Source organism: Candidatus Saccharimonadia bacterium (assembly GCA_035544015.1).
In the GTDB taxonomy this organism is placed as follows: domain Bacteria; phylum Patescibacteriota; class Saccharimonadia; order UBA4664; family UBA4664; genus UBA5169.
The window spans coordinates 24469-48207 of sequence record DATKIP010000064.1 but is presented as its reverse complement, the minus strand read 5'-3'; the positions used below and the strand labels follow the sequence as shown (position 1 = coordinate 48207).

The window sequence follows — 23739 nt, the reverse complement described above, 5'->3', positions numbered from 1 at the left end:
AGCCCAAAACTAGCGGTCTGTAAAGGGTTCGGAGTGATACCACGGGGTAAAGGTCAATAAACCGACCGCCAGAATGAGATAAAGGTGTAGGGCTAGGCCCAAGACAGCGCCGAAGGCATTGAGCACGCTCATGGCGGTGAAGCCCCCCAAAAGGGGCACCCACAAGGCCAGCCAGAGGGCGAGCCCCGGCTTGAGCAGGGCGACGAGACCGAGCAGAAGGCCGGCGCCGAGGACCTTGAGGCCGAGGGTTTGGAGGTGGGTGTAGCGGCGGCCGCGGTTGGTGTATTGGGTTTCGAGGGTGACTTCGTTGCGGGCTTCGATGAGCACGTTGTACAGGCTCCAGCACACGAGGTAGGCGATGAGGCCAATGGTGGCCCAGAAGGTCACGAGCGCCGCCGATGAGGCCACCTGCGAGGTCAGGATGCTCTGGAACCGGCTATGGAGCTCGCTGCCGGCGGCATTGAGGGCGACATCACCGATACCCAGGAGCGATAGCACCTGATCGATTTGCTCGAAGACCAGAAAGGCGAGGGCGCCGCCAATCGCTAGGATTGCTTGGATCGGCGTGGGGAGCAGTACGGCCAGCAGCCGTTTGGTTAGTGAGATTTCGGAAGCCATGAGCGTTTTCTCCTTTTGTTGCCGAGGATGAGGGCGGCGACCGCACCAGCAAGCAACGCGCCGGCCAGATCGGGGGTCCAGAGCGGGGCGGTGAAGGTGCGGCGGTAATCGGCCGCGCGCGGCGCCGGCACGGGGGCAGGCGTAGGCGCGGTCGAGAGGTGCTGAGCCAGATACGCCTGATTGCAGCGGGCCAGGGTGAGTGAGTCGCTCTTGCCGCTGCAGGCCTTCTGGGCGGCGGCGTACACCTGGGCATTGGGATCGGGGACAGCGGCGGCGGCTGTGGCGGCCGCGACGGCGCGGTCGTAGGAGCCCTGGAGCGTGAAGGTGACCGAGGCGCCCATGTGGTCGGCCACAAAGGTCTTGAGCGCAGCGAGTTGCGTGGTGGTATCGGCCGCGACAGTGTCGGCGGCGACGATTTGATCGGCGTGAAGGCGGGCCGTGCGAGTGTTGCCGGCACGGAAGTAAATGCTCGCGGCGGCGAGGGCCAGCGCGGCCAAGCCAAAGAGTACGCGTTTTGACATGGTCATAGTATAACCTAGCACAGAGTACAATGGGGATATGTCAGTATTGAGCAAATCGGTCTGGAGTGTGAGTGGCGGCGTGTTGGTGCTGGCCGGGCTCGTGATGCTCGTGACGCCCGGCCCTGGTTTGCTGGCGATTGCGGCGGGGGTGGCGCTGTGGGCACGCGAATATGATTGGGCCAAGCGGCTGCTGGAACGAGTGCGCGGTGAGATTGCCAAGCGGCGGGGCGACGGGCGGGAGCCCTAGCTGACATATAAGATATTAATCTGAACCCATATGTGATATAAAATCGCCTATGTAGTTTTGGGGTGTCCGGCGGCAGTGCGAGGGCGGGGATGGCTTTTAATGAGCTGCCCGTCGGAAATGGTGAGGGTGACGTCGGTCTGGCGGGCGATTTCGAGATCGTGAGTGACAGCGATAATGGTGGTTTTGTGCTCACGAGCGAGGCTATGGAGCAAATTCACGATGAGCTTGCCGGTAGCCGAGTCGAGATTGCCGGTGGGTTCGTCGGCGAGGATTAATCGGGGCCGATTGGCGAGCGCTCGGGCGATCGCGACGCGCTGCTGCTGGCCGCCCGAGAGGCGCGCGGGTTTGCGGTCGTACTCGGCTTCGGTGAGCCCGACTTGCTCCAGCAACTGGCCGGCCCGGGTGTGGCGCTCGCCCACCGCGACGCCGGCGAACTCCATGGGCAGCATCACGTTTTCGAGCGCGGTGAGGTTGGGAATGAGGTTATAGCCCTGAAATACGAAACCGATACGGGTGAGGCGGTATTTGATGAGCTGGCGGTCCGATAGTTTGGTGATGTCCTGGCCACCGACTTCGATCGTGCCGGAGGTGGGGGCATCGAGCGCGCCTAGCAAGGCCAGCAGCGTGCTTTTGCCCGAGCCACTTTTGCCCACGATGGCGGCGAATACGCCTTCATCGACGGTGAAGCTGACGTCATGGACGGCGTGCACCGACTGACCGGCAGAGGCAAAGGTTTTGGTGAGATGGGTGACTTTGAGCATGGTGGTTTCCTTATTCCCCTCGCATTACTTCGGCTGGCCGAACTTTGGCAATGAGCCAGGCGGGAACGGCGCTGCCGAGGATGGCGATACCGATGGTGACGGCTAGGCCCTCGAGCAAGAACGTGCCGCCGAGGGTGGTTTTAACGCCGGTGAGCAGCTGCTCGGCGGATTGGGCGGTGGTGCCGATACGCGTGACGAACCCGCCGCGGCCCCTCGGGCCACCCGGCGTATTGGTGTCGGTGGCGGCCGGCTGGTTGGCGCTGATGAGTGCGCCGGTGATCTGGTTTGAGGTGCCGGCGGCCAGGGTCAGGCCGAGCAGCGAGCCACACAGCGTAAGCACCAGGGCTTCGGTCACAAACAAGCTCACCACGCTCACATTGGAGGCGCCGATGGCCTTGAGCACGCCGATCTCGCGGCGGCGCTCCCGTACGATCATGACCATGACGAGGAAGAGGATGACGGCGGCGGCGGCCATGGCGCCGATGCTGCCCACCAGGGAGATGCGCTCGATGCCGGCGAGGGCGGCGACGGCGTCATTGGTGTTTTGGGCTGCCGAGGTGATGTCGACCCGACCAGAGCCGAGGGCATTGCCGGCGGCGGTTTTGACCGCGTCGATGTTCTCAACGGAGTCGGCCTGAATGTAGAGCTCGCTGATCTCGCCGGTTTGGCCACTGAGTTTTTGGGCGGTGGCGAGCGGCACCATGACGGCGTCGTTGCTAAACTGGTTGCCGGCGTCAGTGATACCAACGACTTTTACCGTGGTGCTGTAGGCCGTGAACGTGGAGCCTACCTTGAGATTGTTTTTGGTGGCTATCCCCTGCCCCACGATGGCTTCGGTAGCGTCCGGCGCGCTAAAAGTGGTGGTACCGGAGGTAATTTTGAGCGGCTGGCCCTGGCGGTCGAGGTTGCCGTCGATGCCGGTGAGACTCACGGGCAGCTTGAAGGTGGGCGCGGGCGCATTGCTACTGTCTGTGCCGCCAAACCGGCGGCGGCCCAGGGTGCCGGGGTCAATGGATGAATCCAGGCTAACATTTGAAGTGGGGACTTCCACCTGGCCGCCGGCGCTAAATGTCGCACGGCCGCCGCCGAGGCCCAGGGTTTGGTTAACAGCCTGTACATGTGCCAGGGCCTTGAGCTTGGCGGTGTCGGCGGTGGTGAGCGGCTCTCCCCCGCCCTCGCCGTCGAATGAGCCGGCCGGCCGCACGGTGAGCGTGGTGGCAGCGCTGCGTTTGAGGTCGGTGATTTTGGTCCTAACGGCCTGATTGGCCAACAGCAGGGCGAGCGCCAAGGCGCTAGCCACACCGAGCAGCAACACGACCGATGAAGTCCGGACGGCGTTGCGGAAGGCGTTGCGCACCCCGCGGGTTACGGTACTCATGAACAGGCTCCTTGATTGCTTGATGGTAAGTCTACGCTGGGAATTCTGAGGAAATGCTTATAGCAAGGCGAGTTTGCGCTATGAGATTTCTCTCTCTATTGCTTAATAAGGATTTCTGTTGTATAATTTGCAATTCTGATTCTGGCTGGCTACTCGATACTGATGCTTCTTGCATCCGAATGGGGCAGTCAACCAATTGTCCTGGGATAGCACACCATTGTGCTTGTTCAAGTGAGGGGTGTGGCCATGTTCGGGTTACTGAAACGAGTAAAGGGCGACCGGGGGTCGATCGCGGTCACGATCGTGATGGGGGTGCTCGGCGGTTTGGGCGCCTTGGCCCTCGCAGCGGGGATGGCCTGGGGGCTTGCTGCGGCCGCCTCCCACCGGAGCGCGGACGATCGCACTGCGGCCGGCAACGGCTACGCGGTCACCGCCACTACGCTGTCGGTATCCGACAAGACCCTGGTCCTGCAGAACGACGTCACGGTCATCCGCGCCGACGCTCTGGCGGCGCACTATCACTTCACCGACGCCTACCGGCGCTCTGCCATCTCGCTCGCGGACTCCACGAAGATCGTCGACTCCGCGGGGAAGCCCGTCCGGCTGGCTGATCTGTTGGGCCGGAAGGTGACCGTGGAAGGGTCGGTTCGGCTGACTGGCGGCAAATACATCGCCAGCGCCGATACCATCACAGTCGGTGACCCCTCCACCGCCGACGCCGGAACCTAGGCGTCACCCGCCCGTTTGGGCGAGGCAATCCACCATGCTTCGGCATGGCATGGAGGCCTCGCCCGGACGGGCTTTCCATTTGGGGGACTCGTGATAGATGGGTTAGATTTTAGCTCAGCAGCGATTGCTTGGCTGTGTACTCGGCGGGGAGCTTGATTTTGAACATGGTCCCCTTGCCCGGAGTGCTCTCGACGACGATGGTGCCGTGATGGAGGTCGACGATGCGTTTGGCAATGGAGAGGCCGAGGCCGTAGCCGTTAATTTTGTGCTTGGAGCGGGAACGATCGGCGCGGTAGAAGCGGTCGAAGATGTGGGGAATGTCGGCGGGCTTGATGCCGACGCCTTCGTCGGCCACGCTCATTCTTACGAAGTGGTTCGACGGTTGAGCTCCCAGACTGATGGTGGATTCGGGTGGGCTGTATTTAATGGCATTGTCGAGCAGAATGGCGACGAGTTCAATGAGGCTGTCGCGGTCGCCGGCGACGGTTAATTCACCCGTAACCGTGGCGATGTTGAGCTTGCGCTCGGTGATGAGGGCCTGGAAGCGGTGGATGGCCTCACTGAAGAGGTCGGCCACCGGCACCTGGCTGACGGCCGCGGGATCGAGCCCGCCCTCGAAGCGGGCGAGGCGCAGCAGACCGGATGAGAGCGCCTCGAGCTTGGCGATCTCTTCGAGGTTACTGGTGAGCAGCTCGCGGGCCTCGGCGGCGGTGAGCTGCTTTTGGCGCAGCGCTACCTCGATCTCGGAGCGCATGGCGGTGAGAGGGGTGCGCAGCTCGTGGGAGGCGTCGGCGGTGAACCGGCCCTGGGCTTCCATGGCGTGATGGATGGGGCGCAAGGTACGGCGGGCCAGGAAGTACGAAGCCGCGCCGCCGAGCAGCAGGGTGGACAGGTTGAGCGCGAGGAGCCGCAAAATGATGCGGCGCTGGTCGAGGTCGAGCTGGCGATCGAGCGCTTGGAGGAATTCGGTCCGACGGGGCTCAAAGGCTCCCGGAAGCGGCAGCCGCATCACGGCGGTGCGTTGATGGTCGGCGTTTTCGGTGATTTGGGACACCGATTCGCGATACAATGCCAAACTAAAAAGACTCGAGAGTACGAGGATGATACCCAGGTACCAGAGGGTAAGTTTAAAAATGGCGGAAGGAATCATTCGCTTGAAGTGGAGAGCTTGTAGCCGAAGCCTCGAACGGTGTGGATTAGTTCTGGACCTTTGAACGGGCGCTCAATTTTGCCCCGCAGATATCCAATATACACCTCTAGGGTGTTGGGGAGGATATCGGCATCGTAATCCCAAACGTGGCTGATGATGTTGGTTTTGGAGAGAATGCGGTTTTGGTTGCGCAAGAGGTATTCGAGCAGAGCGTATTCGCGCTGCGACAGCTGAATGCGACGGCCGTCGCGTTTGACCTCGTAGGTTTGGGTATCGAGACTGAGATCGGCGAGCTCGAGCACGTTGCCGACGTGATCTTGGGGCCGGCGCAGCAGGGCACGAATGCGGGCTAGGAGCTCCTCGAAGGCAAAGGGCTTTACGAGGTAATCATCGGCGCCGGAACCAAGGCCCTCGACGCGGTCGGAGATTTTGTCCTTGGCGGTGAGCATGAGGATGGGCGTGCGGATACCGGCGGCGCGGACCTCTTTGCATATCTCGACGCCGTCGAGCAGGCCGGGGAGCATGCGGTCGAGGATGATAACGTCGTACTCGTCGGTGAGAGCGCTCGAGAGGCCCTCATCGCCGTCGTACACGGCGTCGACGGCGTACGACTCCTGCTCGAGGCCCCGCTTGATGGCGCCGGCGATTTTGTGCTCGTCTTCTACGACTAGGATTCTCATGGGGGCATTGTACGCTGGTTTGGCTGAGATTGCGCTGAATTGAGGACGGCCGCAGGCGGTGGGCTGCGGCAAACTGGCGCTCCTGGGCGACGAACTCGACCTGAGTTTGGCATTGTGGGAGCGGTGGTTGTCTGGCGTCTTCGGCGTCGCGCCAGTTTGCCTCCGCGCCACCCCACTGCACCCCTATGTTGCTACTGGTAGAGGAACTCGCGGGTGAGGGGGAGGTGGGGGTTGGGGCCGGGCGTCATGACGAATTGCGACAGCGTGAGGTCGGAGTAGCGGAAGCCGGCGATGGAGCCTCCGAGGTAGAGGCGCCACATGCGGTAAAAGCGTTCGTCGTACATGGCTTTGACCTCGTCGCGGTGGGATTCGAAACGCCGAAGCCACTCGTCGAGGGTGAGGGCGTAGTGGTAGCGCAGGTTTTCGTAATCTTGGAGCTCGAAGCCGTGAGCTTCCATGAGCTTGGTGGTTTCGGCCACCGTGGGCAGGAAGCCGCCGGGGAAGATGTATTTGTCGATCCAGGCGTCGTTGGGCTGGAGATGCTCGGTGGAGATGGTGTGCAGCACGCTCAGGCCGTTTGGCGCGAGCATCTGTTTGACAGCGCGGAAGTAGCCGGCATGGTTGCGGTAGCCCACGTGCTCGTACATTCCGACCGATACGATGCGGTCGAACTTGAGGTCGCGGGCCGCTAGGTCGTGGTAGCTAATGAGCTCGATCGTGATGCGATCTTTGAGCCCGGCGGCAGCGACGCGCTCAGTGGCAAGCTTGAATTGCTCGGCGCTCAGCGTAATGCCGCGGCCGCGGAGGCCAGGGGTCTTCTGGGCCGCGGCGATGAGCAATTGGCCCCAGCCGCAGCCAATGTCGAGCAAGGTTTGGCCTGGGCTGAGCTGCAGTTTACGCAAAATGTGTTCGACTTTTTGGCTTTGGGCAGCCTCAAGTGTATCATCAGCGTGCCTGAAATAGGCGCAGGAGTAGGTCATGGATTTGTCGAGCCAGAGACGGTAAAAATCGTTTCCGAGATCGTAGTGGTGCTGGATGAGGTGGCGCTGGCGCCCGGGCCGGTTGGGCTGGCGGCGGCGCAGATTGCTCAATTTGGTGAGCGCGGCGAAGGCGGACCGGTTTTCGGCGATCAGCCGGCCGATTTGGGTGATATCCCCGGCGATGTCGATCGCGCCGTCCATATAGGCTTCCCCAAAGCCGAGCGTGAACTGCCGCATGATTGCCCGCACCGCTCGGGGGTGATGGAGGATAAGCTCAAAGTAGGGCTTGGCAGGGCCATAATGGGTCGTGGTACCATCCCAATAATGGACCGTGACACCGCCAGATTTGAGGCGGCGGAGGAGTTTATCGAAGAGAGTTCTCTCGAACATGCCCCTACTATACACCGGCGCATGATATTTGCTGCGGTTGGCTAGCTCTCCTGACTGACGAACTCTACCTAGTCGTTAGCATCCTGGGCCGATGGTTGTCAGGCGTCAGATTGCGTCGAGCTAGCCAACCTCCGCTTTACCGTTGCTAGGAGCGAACCAGCGTCTGCCAGCTCAAGCCATCTTCATCGTCAATATAGGGATCGCCGGTTTTTTTGAAACCTAATTTACTTAGGAGCAGAGGGCTAACTTGGTTATCGATGATATGACGAGCGTATATGCGCTTATGCCCTTGGGATTCGAGGAATTCAATGGCTGCCTGAAGCGCGGCATGTCCAACCCCTTGTCCGCGGGCCGAGGGGTCGCCAATCATGATCGAGACGACGGGCCCTTTGAGATTGCCCCAGCCGTGCCGGTCAACCCAAACTGAACCGACTATCTGGTTTTTGACTCGAATCATCCAGTTGTACTGGTTGGGGTTTTCGAGGAAGACCTGGATGCGTTTGGTTTCCTGGTCTAGGTCTGAGGGCTGATTGATTGAATCCATCACGCCCATCATTTTGAGGGTATGCCGGCCACGCGGACCAGCCAGCCAGGTGACGCCTAGAGGAGCGTCGCGGATGACGTCGGGCGCCACTAGCTGAATGGTCGGGTCGGTGGTGGAGAGTTCTTTGATGAACATACTCGTAGTATAGGCAGATTTGGCCCTGGATACGACTATGGAGCGGGCAGAATCTCGATGAGCGCCAGGTTGTAGCGGTCGGCGGTGGGGGCGGTGTCGTTGATGGTAACAACGGTGCCGGCGGCCGGGGTGACGGCGGTGCGGCGCTGGACCCAGAGGGTGTCGCCGGTGCTCGTGAGGAACTCATCGACTTTGGTTTGGGCGGTACCGACCGTGCGGGCGACGGCGTTGTCCCAGTCGTTGCCAACGGCCCAGACCCAGGAACCCGCGCGGGTGGTGGTGAGGCTGGCAGTGGCGGCGCCGGTGGCGGCACTGGCTCCGGCGGTGGCGCCGATGGTCGTGAGGTCGGCGCCCTTGAAGGCGGTGACGACGAGGGAGCTGCGGTAGGAACCGGTGCGGGTGGCTTTGGCCGTGGCATTCGTGAGCTTGGCGGCGGCCGGGGCGGTCCAGATCTCGGAGGTGCCGGCCTGGGTGTTTTGGCGCTTGCGCAGGGTCCAGGTGAGGCCGGTGGTGGTGACGGAGCTAAAGGTGGAGGCGCCGCTGGGGCCGTCGGAGGAGACGAAGGCTACGAGGAGCTCGCCTGGGCCGGCGGTGGTGAAGGCCGGCGAGGTGATGGTGGTAGCGGCCGTGGTGGTGTGGACGGCCACTTGGGTGTCGACGGCGAGCGTGACGACCGGGGCCGGCGTGGTGACGGTGGCGGTGTTGGACGCGGCGCTCACGTTGCCGGCGGCGTCTTGGGCAGTCACAGTGTAGGAGTAGCTGGTGCCGGCGGCGACCGTGGTGTCGGCATAGCTCGTGCTCGTAGTGGTGCCGATTTGGGTTCCGCCGCGCAGGACATTGTAGCGAGTGACGCCGACGTTGTCGGTGCTGGCGGTCCAGCTGAGGTTGACCTGCGTGCCGGTGGGCGCGGTGGCGGTGAGGGCGCTGGGGGCCGACGGCGGCGTGGTGTCGGGCGTGGGCGTGGTGGCCGTGGCGGTGTTGGACGCGGGCGAAAGGTTGCCGGCGGCATCGGTGGCACGCACGGTGTAAGCGTAGCTGTTGCCGGCTAGCAGGGCGGTGTCGGCATAGGTGGTGCCAGTGGTGGTGCCGACCTGGGCGCCGTCGCGGAAGATTTGGTAGCCGGTGACGGCGATGTTGTCGGTAGCGGCGGTCCAGGCGAGGTTCACCTGGGTGAAGCTGACAGCCGTGGCGGTGAGACCGGTGGGCGCGGTGGGCGCTTGGGTGTCGGGCACGGGAGGTGTAATGGTGGCGGTGTTGGAGGCAGCGGAGAGGTTACCGGCGGCATCGGTGGCTTCGACCGTGTAATTGTAGGTGGTGCCGGTTACTACATTAGCGTCCGAGTAGCTCGTGCCGGTGGCGGTGTCGAGGGGTTGGCCGTCGCGGAAGATGAGGTAGCTGGTGACACCGACGGCATCGCTGGAGGCGCCCCAGGATAGGTTGACTTGCGGCCCGGCAACGGCCGTGGCGGTGAGGCTCACGGGCGCGGTGGGGGCGGTGGTGTCGGGAACAGTGGCGGTGGCTGGGTCGGAGCTGGCCGATGTGTTGCCGGCGGCGTCGGCGGCGGCCACGACGTAGCTGTAGGTGCTACCGCCGGTGGCGGTGGTGTCGGAGAACGTGGTGCCGGTGGGTTGAGCTATGACGGCGCCGTTTCGCTTCACGAGGTATTTTGTGACAGCGGTGTCGTCGGCGGCGGCGGTCCAGCTGAGGTCAACTTGGTTGGGCAGGGTGACGCTGGCGGTGAGGCCGGTGGGTACGCTGGGAGCCTGGGTGTCGGGCGTGGGGGTGGTGATAGCGGCCGCATTAGAATCGAGCGAAACGTTGCCGGCCGCGTCGACGGCGCGCACGGTGTAGGTGTAATTCGTGTTGAAGGTGAGGGCGGCGTCGCTAAAGGTGGTGCCCGTGGCGGTGCCGATTTGGACGCCGTCGCGGAAGACCTGGTAGCCGGTGACGGCGACGTTGTCGGTAGCGGCGGTCCAGTTTAGATTGGCCTGGGTAAAGCTAATGGCCGTAGCGGTGAGGCCGGTGGGGGCCGACGGGGCCTGGGTGTCGGCCGGAGTAGGGGTGGTAAAGGTGTTGTCGGCCGAGGTGGCCAGGTTGGCCGCGGCGTCGGCGGATTTGACGCGGTAGTGGTAAGTGGTGGCGGAGGCCAGGTCGGGAACTACCTGGGTGTGAGCAGTGGCCAGGCTGCTGTTGAGCGTGGTGGAGCTGCCATACGCGGTGGTGGGACCGAATTCGATCTGCGAGGTGGCGGGCTCGCTCGTGGTCCAACTGACCGTGGCGCCGTTGGGGTTCACGCCGGAGACGCTTATGCCCGAGATGACGGGCGGGGTGGTGTCGGCAGTGGACTGGCCGGTGAAGCTGACGTTGTCGAAGGTGGCGGTGCCGAGCGCGGACGGGTTGTGCGAGGTGACGGCCAGGCCAACGTAGGCGGTGGTGCCGAGGCTAACGGTAGCACTGCCCATGCTGGTCCAGGCGGTGCCGTTGGTGGATTTGGAGGCGGTAATGGTGGTGCCGGCGCGCACGAGGCGCATCCAATATGGCACGGTGGCCGCGGCGCCGTTGACGTAAGTGGTGCTGCCACCGGTGGCGGTGCGGTAGTCAAAGGCTGCACCGTGGCCGGGGGTCATGGCGGCTAGCGTCTCTTTGGCGCCGGGGGCGAGGGTGTCGCGGATCATGACGCCGGCTAGCGCCCAGGGGTCGGTGTTTTGCTGCGTGACGACGCGGGCTTTGATCTCGCCGTCGCCGGTCATTTGCTGGTAGCCGAATTGGAACGAGTCGGCAGTGCCCCAGATATCGGTGCCGCCACCCTTCACGGTAATGGCGCTGCCCGCGGCAGCAGTGGAGCCGGCTACGCCGGTGGTGCCAATGTCGGCGCCGGTCCAGGTACCACCCTGGGAGGCACCGTTGACGGTGACGCTAACGGTATTGGAGTTGCTACTGGCGTTTTGGTTGTCGTAGGCGCGAGCGCTGAAGGCGTAGCTGCCGGCGGGTAGAGCGGCGGCGGCAAAGGTATAAGGCGTGGTGGTGACAGTGCTCACGAGGGCGCCGTTTTGGTAGAATTCGACCTTGGTGATGGTGCCGTCGGGGTCGCTGGCGGCGGCCGTGACGTTGAAGCTGGCCGGTGCGGTGTAGGTGGTGGCGCCGGTGCTGAGGCTCACGTTGGGAAGCAGGTTGGTGGGGGTACCGTTGAGTGCGATGGTGACGTTTTTGCCCGTATCGCGGCGCACGCGTACCACGCTTTGAGCGGCGTCGTAGGTCCAGCCCTCGGCGGCCAGGTCGCTGCGCTGAGCGAGGCTAACGCCATTGATCGCGACGCCGGTGGGGGCGCTGGCGACTTTGATGACCTCGGTGCCGGCGGCCTCAAAGGCGGAGTAGCTGAGCTGCGACGGGCCGTACGTGACGTTCGTGACCACGGAGCTGGTTTGGAGCAGGTGGTTTTGGCCGGCGGGGGCGAAGTCGGGCGAACCGCCCATGGCTACCATCATGCCGCGGATGAAGTCGCCGTAGCCGTCGGTGAACCAGGCGTTGTTGATCTCGGGGCCGTCAATGACCACGCCGTTGTCGCGGGCCATGTAGGTGGCCCAGTTGCAGGCGCGGTAGGCTTTTTCTTTGGCAGCGAGGTCGCCGGTGCGCTGGTAGAGCAAGGCGTTCACATCGCAGTAGCGGCTGGTGTGGCTACCCATGGGGTGGGCAAAATCGGCCTGTTCCTGGATGGTGTTGGCGCCGAAAGCGGGTACGGCAAAGTTTTGCTCGGTCCAGGCGATCAGCCCGCGCACGTGCGTCTCCCAGTTGGCGTCGTACTCGGGGTGCTGCAAGAGGTAGCGGGCGGTCATTATGGAGTTCATTTGGGTGTTGTTATTGGCGCCGGGATGGAAATCGACGTCCTCGAAGTAGGTGCTCCAGTTGTTGCTTTGCATAGGGTACTGCATGAGCCAGTTCCAGGCGGTGGTGCGGGCGGACTGATACGAGGCGGTGTTGCCCTGACCGAGCGCAATGAGATTGTCGAGCAGCTCGATGGGGCTGATGGTGTGGGCGGTGTATTGCTCTTTGATGGTGTTGTCGGAGGCCTTCACGCGGAAGGGCCACGGCGACTGGGTGGCGTTGCCGGCGCGCACGTGGCTGGCGAGGGCATTGGCAGCATTGATGGCGGCGGTGAGGTACTTCTGCTCGCCGGTGATCTTGTACAGCTGCACGAAGGCGACGCCGAGCTCGCCGACTTTGTCGGGCTCGATCACGCCCACGCCGTCACCGACGCCGTCGGAATTGCCGCGGCTAGCGCCGGCGTAGGTGGTGTTGCCGTAATCGCTGCTGGCGTAGGGTACGTTTGACCAATTGTCGCCGGCAGCAGTCATGCCGTGATCCAGGTGGTATGTGACGGAATTTTCGACCAGCGTGAGCACGCGGGCGTCACCGGAATATTGGTAGTATTGGAGCGCGGATTCGGTGAGCATGGCATTGGTGCCGGCCGGGTTGTGGGGGTTGAACGACAGCTCACGCGTGTCGGGGTTGAAGTAGGAGTGGGTGTAGAAGCCAGGCAGGCCGTGCTCGTCGGTGGGGACGTTATTAAGGAGGAAATTCCAGGCGCTGGCGGCCACGGTGGCATAGGCCTGGTCTTGGTTGGGCACCCACGACACGATTTTGCTTTGATCGTCGACCATGACGGTGTGGGTGTTGATCGAGGAGCCGGTGGGGGTGGAGGCGTGTGCGCCGGGCACGGGCAGCGTGAGACCGGATAGGGTTAGTAGGGCGATCAGGGCAATTGCAGCGGCACGTTTCAAGCGGTTCACTTCGACCTCCTCAGTAAGTTTGCCCATTATATAGGGAAAATCCCAAATAATACAGGACTCTGGTGGGGTCGAATCCTAGTATTTATCTTTGTTTTATGTTATAATGCGGTTTGTCCTGAACCTTGACCGAGAGGGTGAGCAATATGTCCGACTACACGCCCGAGACCCCGAAGCAAGCCGCTGAGCGTCTTGCCCAACACGAGAAGGACTACTGGGAGCGCCACGACGCGGCGCAAGCGGAGCGCCTGGTGGCAGGGGCGCCACGCAAGGCCGCCGACGCCATCTGGGCCGCTCTGGAGCGGGCCGAGCGCGGCGGCTGGAACGGCAACAAACTGACACTCCAGTGGAGCGACAGCTTCAGCCGGGTGGGGTTTGATCTGTTCGAGCGCGAGCTCACCCAGCAGCGCCCGCGCTGGACAGCTCAGATCGACGGGCAGGGACAGTTCGTCGAGCCCACCATCGTGGTGACCAGGCCCGCTTCGGCGGCGCCAGGCCAGCGCGTCGTCGGCGGTATCGCAGGCGTGATCGGGAAGTTGCTTGGCGGCAAGTAGCCGCGCGTTCAAGACGAGATGGGGGCATGGGAGCGAACGGTCTCCACACCCCCGGCGGCTAGAGGTAATCTCTGGCCGCTTTTTTGCGCAGTGATTGACCAGGCCGAGTCGCATCGCTATAATCTCGTAGTATCACCCGATGGGGCCAGCCCACATTGTGATCCGGAGTAGCTCAGTGGTAGAGCAGTTCGCTGTTAACGAATTGGTCGTCGGTTCGAGCCCGACCTCCGGAGCCAGGAATTATTTGATGAATAACGGCTTTACAAAGCCGTTATTTTGTTGGTTTATCTACACGACCGACCATAAATTTGACGGCGTCATTCATATTGACCGGGGCGATTTCGATTTCTGGATGTCTGGATTGGAATACGCGAAATATCTCATCAGAGAAGGCCTGTCCGACCGTTGGCACCTTATCAAAGTCCAAAATAATTCTTCTGAATTTATCGAGTCCTACTAAGACTCTTCGAGCCTGAGACCTTGAGACATATATTGTCCCCATTGTGTAAAGTCTAATCTTTACTTCTGTCTGGTCGAAGGCAGGTTCTTCCGGGTCAACCTGATATCCTGCAAAGACTTCGCTCAGATGGCGCTTGGATTTTGTGCTGATTTGAAATGTAACTTGTGTCCCTCGAACGTCAGCCTTAACTTCCTCTACAAATACGTCATTAATAACATTATCAATGCGCAGTCTCAGCCCATAGCTTTCAAGCACAAAGAGGTCGCCGGCTTTCGAAGTAAAGAAAATGCCCTCACCCGAATGGGCTTGAGGTGCGGTGGTAGTTTTTCCTTTTAGAAGGTCTTGTATGGCTTCGAGTTCCGAAGCAAGCCCTCGCTTAGCCATAACATTTCTAAACACTCCTACGCCGAAATCTCTCACGACAAAGGTGAGGTTATCTTTTTGCTGCTGGATTTCAACTTCAATGTTTTTACTTCCCGAATGCTCAATGGCATTGTTAAGCATTTCTGAGAAAGCATATGCAAGAACGCTTTGAATATTCTCTCTGAGGGTATTTAAGAAAGGCTTTTCTTTCTTAATAGCGTCAAAGACTTCATATTCTTCAAGGCTGACGTTAGCCAAGCGCTTTTTTATTCTCTTGCCTAGTGTGTCTGCGTATTTTGGCAAGGCATAAATAGACCATCTGCCCGAGCCTTCCCTAACTAGGGCGCCATCGGATACCATTGAGTTAATTACTGTACTGACATACGAACGAGCGGCGCCATCGTTAATGGCGGCCATTACGTCGGCCGTCTTAAAGTGCTTTTTAGCCTCGGCTACTTCTAAGATTTGTTCTTTTAAGCCCATATCTTCCTCTAATTCTATGTTAGGTTCTATTTTACTCTATGTTAGGTTCTATGTCAACTCTATGTTAGTTGTATGTTAGGTTCTTTGTTAGGCATAAGCTATTTCTCTATGTCAGCATCCTAGTGCCCTATGTTGGGTTCTTTGTTAGGTTTCGCTTCTCAAAGCAGTTCTGACTTCCGATACGACTCGGAGCCAGGAATTATATGACAAAAGAGGCCTTTGTGGGCCTCTTTTTGATGGACTTCAATTAATCTCTCGTAGTGGTAATATCTGATACACCGTAGAGACAGATAAGGACCCTCATGGAAGCAAGCGCACAGCCAAACCTGAATAGTGCCCGACATAAGCTTGAGCGGGCAAAAATTCTATTGGGCGAGATGACTAATACGACTCAGTTATTTTACGGTAGCAGACCCTATGACGTAGCCATTGTTGATAACAAAAAAACAGGGTTACGAGAATGGCAGGTGGTTTCGGTTCGGGAAATCCCGGCAGAACTGCAAACGCAAGCCGGTGATGTGATACATAATTTGCGTACTGCGCTCGATCATTTAAACTACGCCCTTATCTTGTCCAATGGTGTCGATCCTGGGCGAGCCACCGAGTTTCCGATATTTAAGGATGCCGAATCATACGCTAACGGCGTCTTACAAAAAACCCGAGGAATGTCTTCCGAGCATATCGCTACGATTACTGGCCTTGCCCCATACGAGGGCGGGAATAACTCGCTTTGGTTGATTCACAAGCTGGATATCACCGATAAACACCATTTCATGCTATCTATCTCGGCCAATCATCAGGCTGTGGTGGTAGACCTTGGCGCTCACTTCCGCAAAGCATTTGCTGATGAGCCAGGCATGGAGTGGACGCAGGATACCCCATCCGTGCAGATTGGGTTAGTCCCAGACGATAAAGTGGTGATATCCGAAGGAGTCGTACTTTTCTCGACTCCTTCAGGCGACACGTCGCACGATGATACACAGTTTGATATTCAGCTCGCTTTTAATGTTGATGGCATCGTTCACTCCGAGCCGCTAATCCCAACTCTAACCAGATTAGCAGAATGCGTTGAGGACGTACTGGCTCACTTCTAACGCCGCTTGCTATGCCGAGCGGGTTATTTTTCCAGATAGGCACTCACTATGACGATTTTCTGGTCAAGCTCGGCTACATAGTCGCTTGACCCATCTAGCCGCTGTTTGGCCGCCTGAATTTCTTGAATTTCAGCCTGGATTATCTCTTGCACATCCATGTAGGAAAGTTGCTTTCTCGGCGCTTCGGTCGATCCTACACCGACGCTGGCCCCCGCGATGCTGCTGGATGCTATATGGCTTTGATCCGCCGGCACTGCCTCTGCATTAGATATCCTAGCCAGTAGAGACCGAAGCGCACTCACTTCAACGCTCTTTCGAGCCTTCGTGGCGGCAATCATGTTGGCTTTAATTTTTGTAGTTAGCTTATGGGCCTGGGCGTCTTCCATGGCGTAATTATACAACTGCCGTGGGGACCCCAGAGCGGCTAGTCCACCAGTTCGGGCATGAGCGCCTGTTTTTGTCTTGCTCGTACATGCGCGCGCCCGGCATTGCTGGTATAACGGTAGTGACAGCATTAATAGAGGGCGCGCCATGGCACAAAAAATTACCCCCAATTTATGGTTTGGCGGGAATGCCAAGCAGGCAGTGGATTTTTATGTATCGGCGGTTCCGGATAGCCGCATCACCGACACCACCCACTACCCCGAGAGCGCGGAAGACGGGCTGGCCGACTTTCAGAAAGACTTAGCCGGACAGGTGCTCACGATAGCATTTGAGCTGAGTGGCCAGGAGTTTGTGGCCATTAATGCCGGGTCTGAGTTTAAATTCAACCCGTCGATTTCGTTTATGGTGAACTTTGACCCGTCGCGCGACGATGCGGCGGCTGAGCATCTCGACGAGCTATGGGGCAAGCTGATCGAGGGCGGCGAAGCCCTCATGGCGCTCGACGAATACCCGTACAGCAAGCGTTACGGCTGGGTGAGGGATCGCTACGGACTCACCTGGCAGCTGAGCCTGGCGAAGCCGGAGGGCGAGCCACGTCCGTTTATTGTCCCCGCTTTGATGTTTGGCGCGGGCCACGTCAACCAGGCCGAGGAGGCTATCAAGTTGTATACGTCGGTCTTTAAGGACTCGCAGACCGGTACGATGGCGCGCTACGACAAAGACACGGGGCCGGCTAAAGCCGGGTCGCTCATGTTCGCTGATTTCAGGCTGGGAGACCAATGGTTTGCTGCCATGGACTCGGGCGTGGGGCAGGATTTTACTTTTAACGAGGCGGTATCGCTATCGGTGGCCTGCGAGGACCAAGCTGAAATTGATTACTTTTGGGGCAAACTCTCGACCGTGCCGGAGGCGGAGCAATGTGGCTGGTGCAAAGACCAGTTTGGGGTGAGCTGGCAGGTAGCGCCGGCGAATGTGGACGAGCTCATGCGGCGACCGAAAGCCTTTGCTCATATGATGGAAATGAAAAAGCTCGTGATTGCGGATTTCTAGCCCACTATGAATGATGCCGAAAAAGCCAAGCGCTTGATCGAGACAAACGTGCACATGACGCTAGCGACGGCGGATGCCGACGGTAAGCCATGGGCTTCGACATTATTCTTTGCCCCCGATAAGGACTTCAACTTGTACTGGGTTTCGGCCAAAGCTGCCCGCCACTCCAGCAACGTGCGCGCCAGGTCACAAGTGGGGATAGTTATTTTTGGCCAAGAGCCGCCGACAAATTCTGGGGGTGTTTACTTTGATGCCGAGGCAGTCGAGCTGGAGAGCCCGGCCGACATTGATATTGCTATTGCGGCGCTGCATACCCGGCCACAACCGGATAAATTTACTATTGGCAGCCCGGCCGAGGTGACGGGCGAGGCGTCATGGCGCATTTATAGGGCTGCCCCTAAAGAAATTAGTTTGCGCGCTGACGGCGTCGATACCTCAAGCGGCCAAGCAATCACCGTCAGGAGGCCAGTGCTGCTTTGACGTCCTCCACGCCTTGGAGTCGGACTATTTACATTGGCATAAGTCGATTCGGAGAGCCCGAAGTACGGTTTTGTAGGACCCTATTTTGCTTGATCACGAATAATAGCCAGCGTAGCTTTTACAGACGGATTATCACTTGGCATATAGATAACTCGATCCCCATAGAGTTCCTCTAATGCTCTGAAGAATTCGTCAGCCCAAGAGGGTGCAAGAGAAATAACGCTACTAAAGTCGATCTCTACATTGCTTTCGTTGGGGTTTAATGTTGGGAGTATTGCCGCAAAGGCCTCTTTGCCCGCTGGGCGGGAAGTAAGAACATCTCCGAATTTTTTTAGTTCGATTCTCATAATTAATACTCAATTCTAGCTAATGTGCCGCGAATGAAGTGATCTGCAAGCCTTACTCTTAGTTCTTTAGGACCTTCCTTCTCAATTGTGGCGATTGCTACACCCGACTGCAAAGCAATTCCTATTGGATTCTGTGTCGCTACTGTCCGCACAAACTTCAGGCCATTTCCTCTTTGTTCGGGGGTTCTGCCAGATACAAACTCTGTCATAGCAACCGTTAGTGCTTCAATATCATCTTTCATTTCTGGACGCACCCTCAATAATGTCGCTTTAATTCCCACCCCTCGGTCGGCTAGTACAACGATGCGCCTATTTAGATCGTAACTGAAAAATAGGCCTGGGATATCGGGCCAATTTCCTAAGTTATGGTCGAATGAATTATTACCTATTTCTCCTGCCATCGCAGTAACTAGAGATGCCGCTACGGATGTTTCGGGGTTTTGGTTTATAAGATTGGCCATTCGGTCTAACCTGGCCCTAAATCTATCCTGCGTATCGGAGTAGTCTGCCGGCGGGAGATTTGGCGCCACGTCACTTGCTGCCCATATTTGGGCCAATCTAAAAAGCTCGGCGTTATAACGTTCAAGCGCGTCTCGGTGATAGTATCGGTGACCGCCGGGACTCTTAAGAGCCGGCAGCTTCCCTGACTCATCCCAGCGCCGTAAGGTCATAACCGTAACACCCAAATACTTTGCGGCCTCACTTATCGGAACTAAATTGTTGTTTTTAGGCATGCTTAGATTTTGCACTAAAACTATACAAAATGTCAAATATCTATACATTTTTGGTCGGTTTCTCTGTTTTTGTATATATTTTACGCATTATACGATTATGATATTGTTCTACGCATGAGGATTGTTACTGCCGGGTCGCGGTATATGGATATAGACGCCTATGCGGGGGCGATTGCTTATGCTGAACTCCTGCAAGCTCGGGGCGAGCAGGCGCAGGCCGTTAGCACGGCGGTCTGGAACGAAAGCATCAGTCAGACGGTGCGGTCGTGGCGGGCGCCGCTCAATACCACCTACACGCCCAACGACACAGACATGTTTACGCTCATCGACATCTCCGACCCGGAGCATTTCGACCGGTTTGTGGATCTGGCCAGAGTGGACGAGGTGATCGACCATCACCCAGGTTTCGAGCAATATTGGCAGGAGCGAATTGGCGATAAGGCCCATATTGAGTTTATCGGTGCGGCTTGCACGCTAGTTTACGAGCGGTGGGTGGCGGCAGGGTTGGCCGATACCATGAGCGAAACGAGCGCGAAGCTGCTGGTATCGGGCATTTTGGACAACACCTTGAACTTTAAGGCGCACGTTACGACCGAGCGTGATCGGACCGCCTATAGAGCGCTAGTCGCCCACGCCGACATTCCCGACGGCTGGACCGCTCAATACTTCACCGAGTGCCAGGAAGCGATCTTGGCCGATGCCACGACGTCTATTCGTAATGACTCCAAAATTCTGACCTTCAAGACGTTTCCGCGCCCGCTTGGCGTTGGCCAGCTGGTGGTGTGGGATGCGGCTGAAGTGGTGAGCCGGCACCAGGCCACCATCGAGCAGGAGCTGGCGGCGATGAAGCCCGAATGGTTCGTGAATGTGGTGAGTGTCAATGAGGGCAGCAGCTACTTCGTCTGCCAAGACCCAGCCGTGCAGGCCTGGGTATCGGACTTGCTGGGCGTGAAGTTTGAGGGCGATGTAGCCAGGGCCGACCGCATGTGGCTGCGCAAGGAAATTATTAAGCAGGACCTGGAATGATGTTGAAGTTTTCTTTCGAGAAGCTCGTTCGCGATAAAATTGTGGAGCGAATTGCTGACGGTGGCCGGCCGTCTTTTCGTAAGCTTGAGAAGGACGAACATAAAGAGCGGTTGGTGGAAAAGATTGCGGAAGAAGCGCAAGAAATATTAACTGCTCGCCCAGAAGAGGTGGCATCGGAGATCGCCGATGTGCAGCAGGCGCTCGATGACTTGCGCGAACTGCTGGGCGTGGGTGCGGAAGAGGTATCGAAGGCTCAGGCTAGCAAAAACGAAAAGTATGGACCGTTTCGGCTCGGCTTGTATGTTGAGTGCGTTGAAGTTGGCGAAAATGATACCTGGGTTGAATACTATCGAAACAACGCCGACCGCTACCCGGAGATTACGTGAGCAGGATGACTCCGAAGCCAGGCATTGATTATATCGGCGTGGCGGCTGGAGCGATGATTTTCAATCATAATGGTGAGCTTTTTTTGGCTAAGCGGAGCCAAAATGTGAAGAATGAGCGCGGATGCTGGGAGACGCCGGGTGGCGGTGTAGAGTTTGGCGAGACGCTGGAGGAGGCGGCGCGACGCGAGATTTTGGAAGAATACGGGGTGGAGATTGAAATCGTGGATACCTTTCCGGCGGTCGATCACTTGATTCCGGCGGAAGGCCAGCACTGGGTGGCGGTGACGTTTTTGGCGACCCTGAAGCCGGACCGGGAGCCCCGCATCATGGAGCCGGAAAAATGCGACGAGATCGGGTGGTTTGCACTGGATGCGTTGCCGACTCCCCTATCGATTATTACTCAGGTTGACTTGCGGCTCTATCGGGCGCGGCCGGCGATGGATCAGGAAAATGTTAATGATTGAGGATTTGGGAGGGGTATATGAAGCAGTATGATTTGGTGGTTTTGGGCAGCGGCGGCGCGGGGTATCGCGTGGCGATGCGGTGCCGGGCGGCGGGGTGGCGGGTAGCGGTGATCGAGGCCAACCAGGTGTGGGGCGGGACGTGCGACAACCGCGGGTGCATCCCAAAGAAGGTGTTGGTGGGCGTGGCCGAGATGGCGGATGCGGGCCGGCGGTTTGGGGAGCTGGGGATTGTGACGAAGCCGGCGCAGCTGGATTGGGGGCAGTTGATCAAGTTTAAGGATACGTTTACCGGGCCGGTGTCGGGCGAAACGAAAGAGGCGCTGGAGAAGGCGGGGGTGGAGCTGTACGAGGGCGCGCCGAAATTTGTGAATGAGACGACCGTGGAGGTCAACGGCGAGCGGCTGGAGGCCAAGCATGTTCATATCGCCGTGGGGGCGGCGCCGATGGAGCTGGACCTGGCCGGGGCGGAGCATTTGGTGACGAGCGATGATTTTTTGAGTCTGCCCGAGTTGCCGCAACGGATGGTGTTTGTGGGCGGCGGGTATGTGTCGTTTGAGCTGGCGCACGTGGCGGCGCGGTTTGGCGTGAAGGTGACGATTTTGCATCGCGACGAGCGGCCGCTCGGGGTATTTGACCTAGACGCAGTGAAGACGCTGGTGGCGGCGTCGCGGGAGGCCGGCATTGAGGTGGTGCTGGGAGCGGCGGCTGAGCGGATCGAGCAGACGGCCAGCGGCGTGGTGGTGCACACGGATGGCGGCGGGCGGCACGAGGCGGATGTGGCGGTGCACGGCGCGGGGCGGGTGCCGGCGATTGCGGGCCTGGATCTGGAGGCTGCGGGCGTGGCCTACGAGCGGCGCGGGGTGAGCGTGAACGAGCACCTGCAAAGCACCACGAACCCGCGGGTGTACGCGGGCGGTGATGCGGCCGCCGCGGGGCCGCCGCTGTCCCCCATTGCCCGGCTGCATGGGACGATCGTGGCGGACAACCTGCTCGGCACGCCCACGAAGCAGCCGGATTACCGCTCGACGCCGAGTGTGGTGTTTACGGAGCCGCCATTGGCAATGGTGGGCCTCACGGAGCACGCGGCGGCCGAACAGGGCCTGGACGTGCGGGTGCACACCGAGGATATGTCGGGGTGGTTCGACGCCAAGCGCACCAACTTGAAGCATACGATGTCGAAGACGCTGGTGGAGGCCAAGACAGGCAAAATCGTGGGGGCGCACCTGGTCGGCAATCACGCCGAGGACATCATTAACCTGTTTGCGCTGGCAATCGAGGCGGGGCTGACGGTGGAGCAATTCCAGGCGCCGATTTACGCGTTTCCGTCGCCTAGCGATGATGCGCGATCGATGCTGTGATGAATCGCGATTTCGACGGGGTAATTCGTGCGGTGCGGAACGGGGATGCGGCGGCGATTCGGCCGATTCTGGACGAGTGGGTGCTGGCGGACGATATCAGCGCCATCTTGGAGGCGGTACGCCGGAGTGCGGCGGGCGACTCCGAGCGGCAGTACCTGGTAGCAGAGTCGGGTGATGGGGCGGTGGTCGGCTTGATGGGACTCACCGGCGTGGGTATCGATGCGGCACTACATTGGCCTAGTGAGCGGCCGGCGGAGCTCGTGAATGCCTACGTAGCTGGCACCTGGCGCGGGCGGGGCGTGGGCCGCGCGCTGGCGGAGCGGCTGGAGCAGCGGGCGAAGGATTTGGGCTTTACGAAGCTCATTGTGGTGAGCGGATCGCGCAACCGGGAATCGGGTTACGGCTTTTGGAACGAGCGGTTTGGCGAGCCGATCTTCTTGGACAGGGATTTCTACGGTCCGGGGCAGGAGAAGATTGCCTGGGCGAAGTCGCTGAGCGATAGCTAAGGCCGCCCTTTCGAGCGGGAGGTGGTTGGCTATATGCGAGAAAATACCTGACATTTAGCAGGCATGTAAAATGTCAGGTATTTTTGGGGTGGCGATGAGTCGCGGGTGGCGCAAAGGCGGGCGGCGGCTAAAGCGGTTATACTAGTGAGGTAATGAAGGGTCGCGGCATAGCAAAGGTTCCAATTTCGGCGCGCCGGGTGATCATAACGTCGTTTGCCGTTGATTTTAGCGATGTGGTGTTTAACCTTGGGGTGGCGATGCTCACCGGCAGCGTGGTGATGCTGGCCGAGGCGCTGCAGGGTGGCGCCGACTTGCTGACGTCGACGCTGCTTCTGGTAGGCATTCGCCGGGCCGGGCGGCGAGCCAATCGCCAGTACCGGTTTGGGCACGGCCGCGAGCTGTTTTTTTGGGTGCTCATGGCCGGGGTGACGATGTTTATTCTCACAGCGACGCTGTCGGTGATCTTTGGCGTGCAGCGGTTGATTCATCCTCAGGAGATCCAGGAGGTATGGCTAACGTACTTGGCGCTCGGCATTGGGCTGGCCTCCAACGGCTACGCGCTGAGCTTGAGCATTCGGCGTCTGCGGGGGGCGCACGTGGGACCGAGTGCTTGGCAGCGGTTTCGGCATTCGAGCCTCATTGAGACCAAAGCTACATTGGTGCTGGATTTCTTGGGTTCGGCGTCGGCGGTGTTTGGGCTAGCGGCCATTGGGCTCTACCAGATCACCGGCAACGCGCGGTTTGACGGAATCGGTTCGGTGACGATTGGTCTGGCCACCGCGGTGCTGGCGATTATTCTCATCAGCAGTGTGAAGGATTTGCTCGTGGGCCGCAGCGCCACGAGCGACATTGAAGACCGCATCCGCGATGCCGTGATGGAGGTGGATGAGGTGCAGCGGGTGCTCGATTTGCGCACGATGTACTTGGGGTCGGAGCGGTTGCTCGTGAACGTGGAGGTGCACATGGCGGGCGGGCTGGAGACGCGGCAAATTGAGGGGATCATCGACGAGATCAAGGCGCGGGTGCGGAGGCGGGCGCCGATCGTAAGCCACATCCAGGTGGAGCTGGAGACGCCGGTGATTCGGGAGCCGTAGGGTTTTTGTGGTTGCACCGGACCGGCAGAGGCTGTAGAG

The 23739-nt window shown here is 59.5% G+C and carries 25 protein-coding genes and 1 tRNA gene; 13 read left to right on the top strand and 13 right to left on the bottom strand.

Going from position 1 to position 23739, the window contains the following annotated elements:
* Positions 1 to 9: 9 nt before the first annotated feature.
* The gene (locus VMT30_03240) at positions 10 to 618 is read right to left on the bottom strand and encodes a hypothetical protein (GenBank protein ID HVQ43956.1); all 609 of its coding nucleotides are present in this window, start codon (positions 616 to 618) and stop codon (positions 10 to 12) included.
* Positions 597 to 1139 (bottom strand): hypothetical protein, encoded by a 543-nt coding sequence (locus VMT30_03235; protein ID HVQ43955.1) that lies wholly within the window; start codon positions 1137 to 1139, stop codon positions 597 to 599. The genes VMT30_03240 and VMT30_03235 overlap by 22 nt, the downstream gene beginning before the upstream one ends.
* A 37-nt stretch (positions 1140 to 1176) precedes the next feature.
* Between VMT30_03235 and VMT30_03230 the strand changes: the two genes are divergently transcribed.
* Positions 1177 to 1386, top strand: a complete 210-nt coding sequence (locus tag VMT30_03230; protein HVQ43954.1) for a PGPGW domain-containing protein — start codon at positions 1177 to 1179, stop codon at positions 1384 to 1386.
* 47 nt (positions 1387 to 1433) lie between these two features.
* On the opposite strand, the gene VMT30_03225 is transcribed toward VMT30_03230, so the two are convergent.
* Positions 1434 to 2147: an ABC transporter ATP-binding protein gene (locus VMT30_03225; GenBank protein HVQ43953.1), complete on the bottom strand. Its 714-nt coding sequence runs from the start codon at positions 2145 to 2147 to the stop codon at positions 1434 to 1436.
* A 10-nt stretch (positions 2148 to 2157) separates the two neighbouring features.
* Positions 2158 to 3525, bottom strand: a complete 1368-nt coding sequence (locus VMT30_03220; protein HVQ43952.1) for an FtsX-like permease family protein — start codon at positions 3523 to 3525, stop codon at positions 2158 to 2160.
* A gap of 246 nt (positions 3526 to 3771) precedes the next feature.
* Here VMT30_03220 and VMT30_03215 point away from each other — a divergent pair, with 246 nt between their 5' ends.
* Positions 3772 to 4254: a hypothetical protein gene (locus tag VMT30_03215; GenBank protein HVQ43951.1), complete on the top strand. Its 483-nt coding sequence runs from the start codon at positions 3772 to 3774 to the stop codon at positions 4252 to 4254.
* Positions 4255 to 4363: 109 nt separating this feature from the next.
* On the opposite strand, the gene VMT30_03210 is transcribed toward VMT30_03215, so the two are convergent.
* The 5 genes from VMT30_03210 to VMT30_03190 form a co-directional block, all read right to left on the bottom strand.
* Positions 4364 to 5404, bottom strand: a complete 1041-nt coding sequence (locus VMT30_03210) for an ATP-binding protein (GenBank protein ID HVQ43950.1) — start codon at positions 5402 to 5404, stop codon at positions 4364 to 4366.
* Positions 5401 to 6084, bottom strand: coding sequence for a response regulator transcription factor (locus VMT30_03205; protein HVQ43949.1), 684 nt, complete (start codon positions 6082 to 6084; stop codon positions 5401 to 5403). The genes VMT30_03210 and VMT30_03205 overlap by 4 nt, the downstream gene beginning before the upstream one ends.
* A 191-nt stretch (positions 6085 to 6275) precedes the next feature.
* Complete coding sequence (locus tag VMT30_03200) at positions 6276 to 7454, bottom strand: cyclopropane-fatty-acyl-phospholipid synthase family protein (protein HVQ43948.1); 1179 nt, start codon at positions 7452 to 7454, stop codon at positions 6276 to 6278.
* A gap of 145 nt (positions 7455 to 7599) precedes the next feature.
* Positions 7600 to 8133 (bottom strand): GNAT family N-acetyltransferase, encoded by a 534-nt coding sequence (locus VMT30_03195; protein ID HVQ43947.1) that lies wholly within the window; start codon positions 8131 to 8133, stop codon positions 7600 to 7602.
* A gap of 35 nt (positions 8134 to 8168) precedes the next feature.
* Positions 8169 to 12920: an Ig-like domain-containing protein gene (locus VMT30_03190; protein ID HVQ43946.1), complete on the bottom strand. Its 4752-nt coding sequence runs from the start codon at positions 12918 to 12920 to the stop codon at positions 8169 to 8171.
* Between the two features lie 143 nt (positions 12921 to 13063).
* On the opposite strand from VMT30_03190, the gene VMT30_03185 reads away from it, so the two are divergent.
* Positions 13064 to 13471, top strand: coding sequence for a hypothetical protein (locus VMT30_03185; protein HVQ43945.1), 408 nt, complete (start codon positions 13064 to 13066; stop codon positions 13469 to 13471).
* A gap of 161 nt (positions 13472 to 13632) precedes the next feature.
* Positions 13633 to 13707, top strand: a tRNA-Asn gene (locus tag VMT30_03180).
* A gap of 35 nt (positions 13708 to 13742) precedes the next feature.
* Here the strand turns inward: VMT30_03180 and VMT30_03175 are convergent.
* On the bottom strand, positions 13743 to 14777 hold the full coding sequence (locus tag VMT30_03175; GenBank protein HVQ43944.1) for a DUF4325 domain-containing protein: 1035 nt from the start codon (positions 14775 to 14777) through the stop codon (positions 13743 to 13745).
* Between the two features lie 302 nt (positions 14778 to 15079).
* Between VMT30_03175 and VMT30_03170 the strand changes: the two genes are divergently transcribed.
* Complete coding sequence (locus tag VMT30_03170) at positions 15080 to 15871, top strand: hypothetical protein (GenBank protein ID HVQ43943.1); 792 nt, start codon at positions 15080 to 15082, stop codon at positions 15869 to 15871.
* Between the two features lie 23 nt (positions 15872 to 15894).
* Here VMT30_03170 and VMT30_03165 read toward each other — a convergent pair whose 3' ends face one another.
* Entirely contained in the window at positions 15895 to 16257 is a 363-nt protein-coding gene (locus VMT30_03165) for a hypothetical protein (GenBank protein ID HVQ43942.1), read from the bottom strand.
* A gap of 145 nt (positions 16258 to 16402) precedes the next feature.
* Here VMT30_03165 and VMT30_03160 point away from each other — a divergent pair, with 145 nt between their 5' ends.
* Entirely contained in the window at positions 16403 to 17305 is a 903-nt protein-coding gene (locus VMT30_03160; GenBank protein ID HVQ43941.1) for a VOC family protein, read from the top strand.
* A gap of 6 nt (positions 17306 to 17311) precedes the next feature.
* A complete protein-coding gene (locus VMT30_03155) occupies positions 17312 to 17785 on the top strand; it encodes a pyridoxamine 5'-phosphate oxidase family protein (GenBank protein ID HVQ43940.1) in 474 nt (157 codons plus the stop codon).
* An 80-nt stretch (positions 17786 to 17865) separates the two neighbouring features.
* Here the strand turns inward: VMT30_03155 and VMT30_03150 are convergent, their stop codons facing one another.
* Together VMT30_03150 and VMT30_03145 are read right to left on the bottom strand one after the other, a co-directional pair.
* A complete protein-coding gene (locus VMT30_03150; protein HVQ43939.1) occupies positions 17866 to 18132 on the bottom strand; it encodes a DUF4325 domain-containing protein in 267 nt (88 codons plus the stop codon).
* A gap of 2 nt (positions 18133 to 18134) precedes the next feature.
* Complete coding sequence (locus VMT30_03145) at positions 18135 to 18866, bottom strand: helix-turn-helix domain-containing protein (GenBank protein HVQ43938.1); 732 nt, start codon at positions 18864 to 18866, stop codon at positions 18135 to 18137.
* A gap of 114 nt (positions 18867 to 18980) precedes the next feature.
* Between VMT30_03145 and VMT30_03140 the strand changes: the two genes are divergently transcribed.
* The 6 genes from VMT30_03140 to VMT30_03115 all read left to right on the top strand — a co-directional run bounded on the left by VMT30_03140 (position 18981) and on the right by VMT30_03115 (position 23700).
* Entirely contained in the window at positions 18981 to 19892 is a 912-nt protein-coding gene (locus tag VMT30_03140) for a DHH family phosphoesterase (protein HVQ43937.1), read from the top strand.
* The gene (locus VMT30_03135) at positions 19889 to 20278 is read left to right on the top strand and encodes a nucleoside triphosphate pyrophosphohydrolase (protein HVQ43936.1); all 390 of its coding nucleotides are present in this window, start codon (positions 19889 to 19891) and stop codon (positions 20276 to 20278) included. The genes VMT30_03140 and VMT30_03135 overlap by 4 nt, the downstream gene beginning before the upstream one ends.
* A gap of 5 nt (positions 20279 to 20283) precedes the next feature.
* Positions 20284 to 20742: an NUDIX domain-containing protein gene (locus tag VMT30_03130; GenBank protein HVQ43935.1), complete on the top strand. Its 459-nt coding sequence runs from the start codon at positions 20284 to 20286 to the stop codon at positions 20740 to 20742.
* A 17-nt stretch (positions 20743 to 20759) separates the two neighbouring features.
* The gene (locus VMT30_03125) at positions 20760 to 22100 is read left to right on the top strand and encodes an NAD(P)/FAD-dependent oxidoreductase (GenBank protein HVQ43934.1); all 1341 of its coding nucleotides are present in this window, start codon (positions 20760 to 20762) and stop codon (positions 22098 to 22100) included.
* Positions 22100 to 22606 carry a GNAT family N-acetyltransferase gene (locus VMT30_03120; GenBank protein HVQ43933.1) on the top strand — a complete coding sequence of 169 codons (507 nt, stop codon included), beginning with the start codon at positions 22100 to 22102 and terminating at the stop codon, positions 22604 to 22606. Before VMT30_03125 ends, VMT30_03120 begins: the two co-directional genes overlap by 1 nt.
* Before the next feature lie 152 nt (positions 22607 to 22758).
* The gene (locus VMT30_03115; GenBank protein HVQ43932.1) at positions 22759 to 23700 is read left to right on the top strand and encodes a cation diffusion facilitator family transporter; all 942 of its coding nucleotides are present in this window, start codon (positions 22759 to 22761) and stop codon (positions 23698 to 23700) included.
* The last annotated feature ends 39 nt before the right edge of the window (positions 23701 to 23739 follow it).

Coding starts and splice junctions, on each gene's coding strand:
- VMT30_03240 (HVQ43956.1), bottom strand. CDS start 618: ATGGCTTCCGAAATCTCACTAACCAAACGGCTGCTGGCCGTACTGCTC.
- VMT30_03235 (HVQ43955.1), bottom strand. CDS start 1,139: ATGTCAAAACGCGTACTCTTTGGCTTGGCCGCGCTGGCCCTCGCCGCC.
- VMT30_03230 (HVQ43954.1), top strand. CDS start 1,177: ATGTCAGTATTGAGCAAATCGGTCTGGAGTGTGAGTGGCGGCGTGTTG.
- VMT30_03225 (HVQ43953.1), bottom strand. CDS start 2,147: ATGCTCAAAGTCACCCATCTCACCAAAACCTTTGCCTCTGCCGGTCAG.
- VMT30_03220 (HVQ43952.1), bottom strand. CDS start 3,525: ATGAGTACCGTAACCCGCGGGGTGCGCAACGCCTTCCGCAACGCCGTC.
- VMT30_03215 (HVQ43951.1), top strand. CDS start 3,772: ATGTTCGGGTTACTGAAACGAGTAAAGGGCGACCGGGGGTCGATCGCG.
- VMT30_03210 (HVQ43950.1), bottom strand. CDS start 5,404: ATGATTCCTTCCGCCATTTTTAAACTTACCCTCTGGTACCTGGGTATC.
- VMT30_03205 (HVQ43949.1), bottom strand. CDS start 6,084: ATGAGAATCCTAGTCGTAGAAGACGAGCACAAAATCGCCGGCGCCATC.
- VMT30_03200 (HVQ43948.1), bottom strand. CDS start 7,454: ATGTTCGAGAGAACTCTCTTCGATAAACTCCTCCGCCGCCTCAAATCT.
- VMT30_03195 (HVQ43947.1), bottom strand. CDS start 8,133: ATGTTCATCAAAGAACTCTCCACCACCGACCCGACCATTCAGCTAGTG.
- VMT30_03185 (HVQ43945.1), top strand. CDS start 13,064: ATGTCCGACTACACGCCCGAGACCCCGAAGCAAGCCGCTGAGCGTCTT.
- VMT30_03175 (HVQ43944.1), bottom strand. CDS start 14,777: ATGGGCTTAAAAGAACAAATCTTAGAAGTAGCCGAGGCTAAAAAGCAC.
- VMT30_03170 (HVQ43943.1), top strand. CDS start 15,080: ATGGAAGCAAGCGCACAGCCAAACCTGAATAGTGCCCGACATAAGCTT.
- VMT30_03165 (HVQ43942.1), bottom strand. CDS start 16,257: ATGGAAGACGCCCAGGCCCATAAGCTAACTACAAAAATTAAAGCCAAC.
- VMT30_03160 (HVQ43941.1), top strand. CDS start 16,403: ATGGCACAAAAAATTACCCCCAATTTATGGTTTGGCGGGAATGCCAAG.
- VMT30_03155 (HVQ43940.1), top strand. CDS start 17,312: ATGAATGATGCCGAAAAAGCCAAGCGCTTGATCGAGACAAACGTGCAC.
- VMT30_03150 (HVQ43939.1), bottom strand. CDS start 18,132: ATGAGAATCGAACTAAAAAAATTCGGAGATGTTCTTACTTCCCGCCCA.
- VMT30_03145 (HVQ43938.1), bottom strand. CDS start 18,866: ATGCCTAAAAACAACAATTTAGTTCCGATAAGTGAGGCCGCAAAGTAT.
- VMT30_03140 (HVQ43937.1), top strand. CDS start 18,981: ATGAGGATTGTTACTGCCGGGTCGCGGTATATGGATATAGACGCCTAT.
- VMT30_03135 (HVQ43936.1), top strand. CDS start 19,889: ATGATGTTGAAGTTTTCTTTCGAGAAGCTCGTTCGCGATAAAATTGTG.
- VMT30_03130 (HVQ43935.1), top strand. CDS start 20,284: ATGACTCCGAAGCCAGGCATTGATTATATCGGCGTGGCGGCTGGAGCG.
- VMT30_03125 (HVQ43934.1), top strand. CDS start 20,760: ATGAAGCAGTATGATTTGGTGGTTTTGGGCAGCGGCGGCGCGGGGTAT.
- VMT30_03120 (HVQ43933.1), top strand. CDS start 22,100: ATGAATCGCGATTTCGACGGGGTAATTCGTGCGGTGCGGAACGGGGAT.
- VMT30_03115 (HVQ43932.1), top strand. CDS start 22,759: ATGAAGGGTCGCGGCATAGCAAAGGTTCCAATTTCGGCGCGCCGGGTG.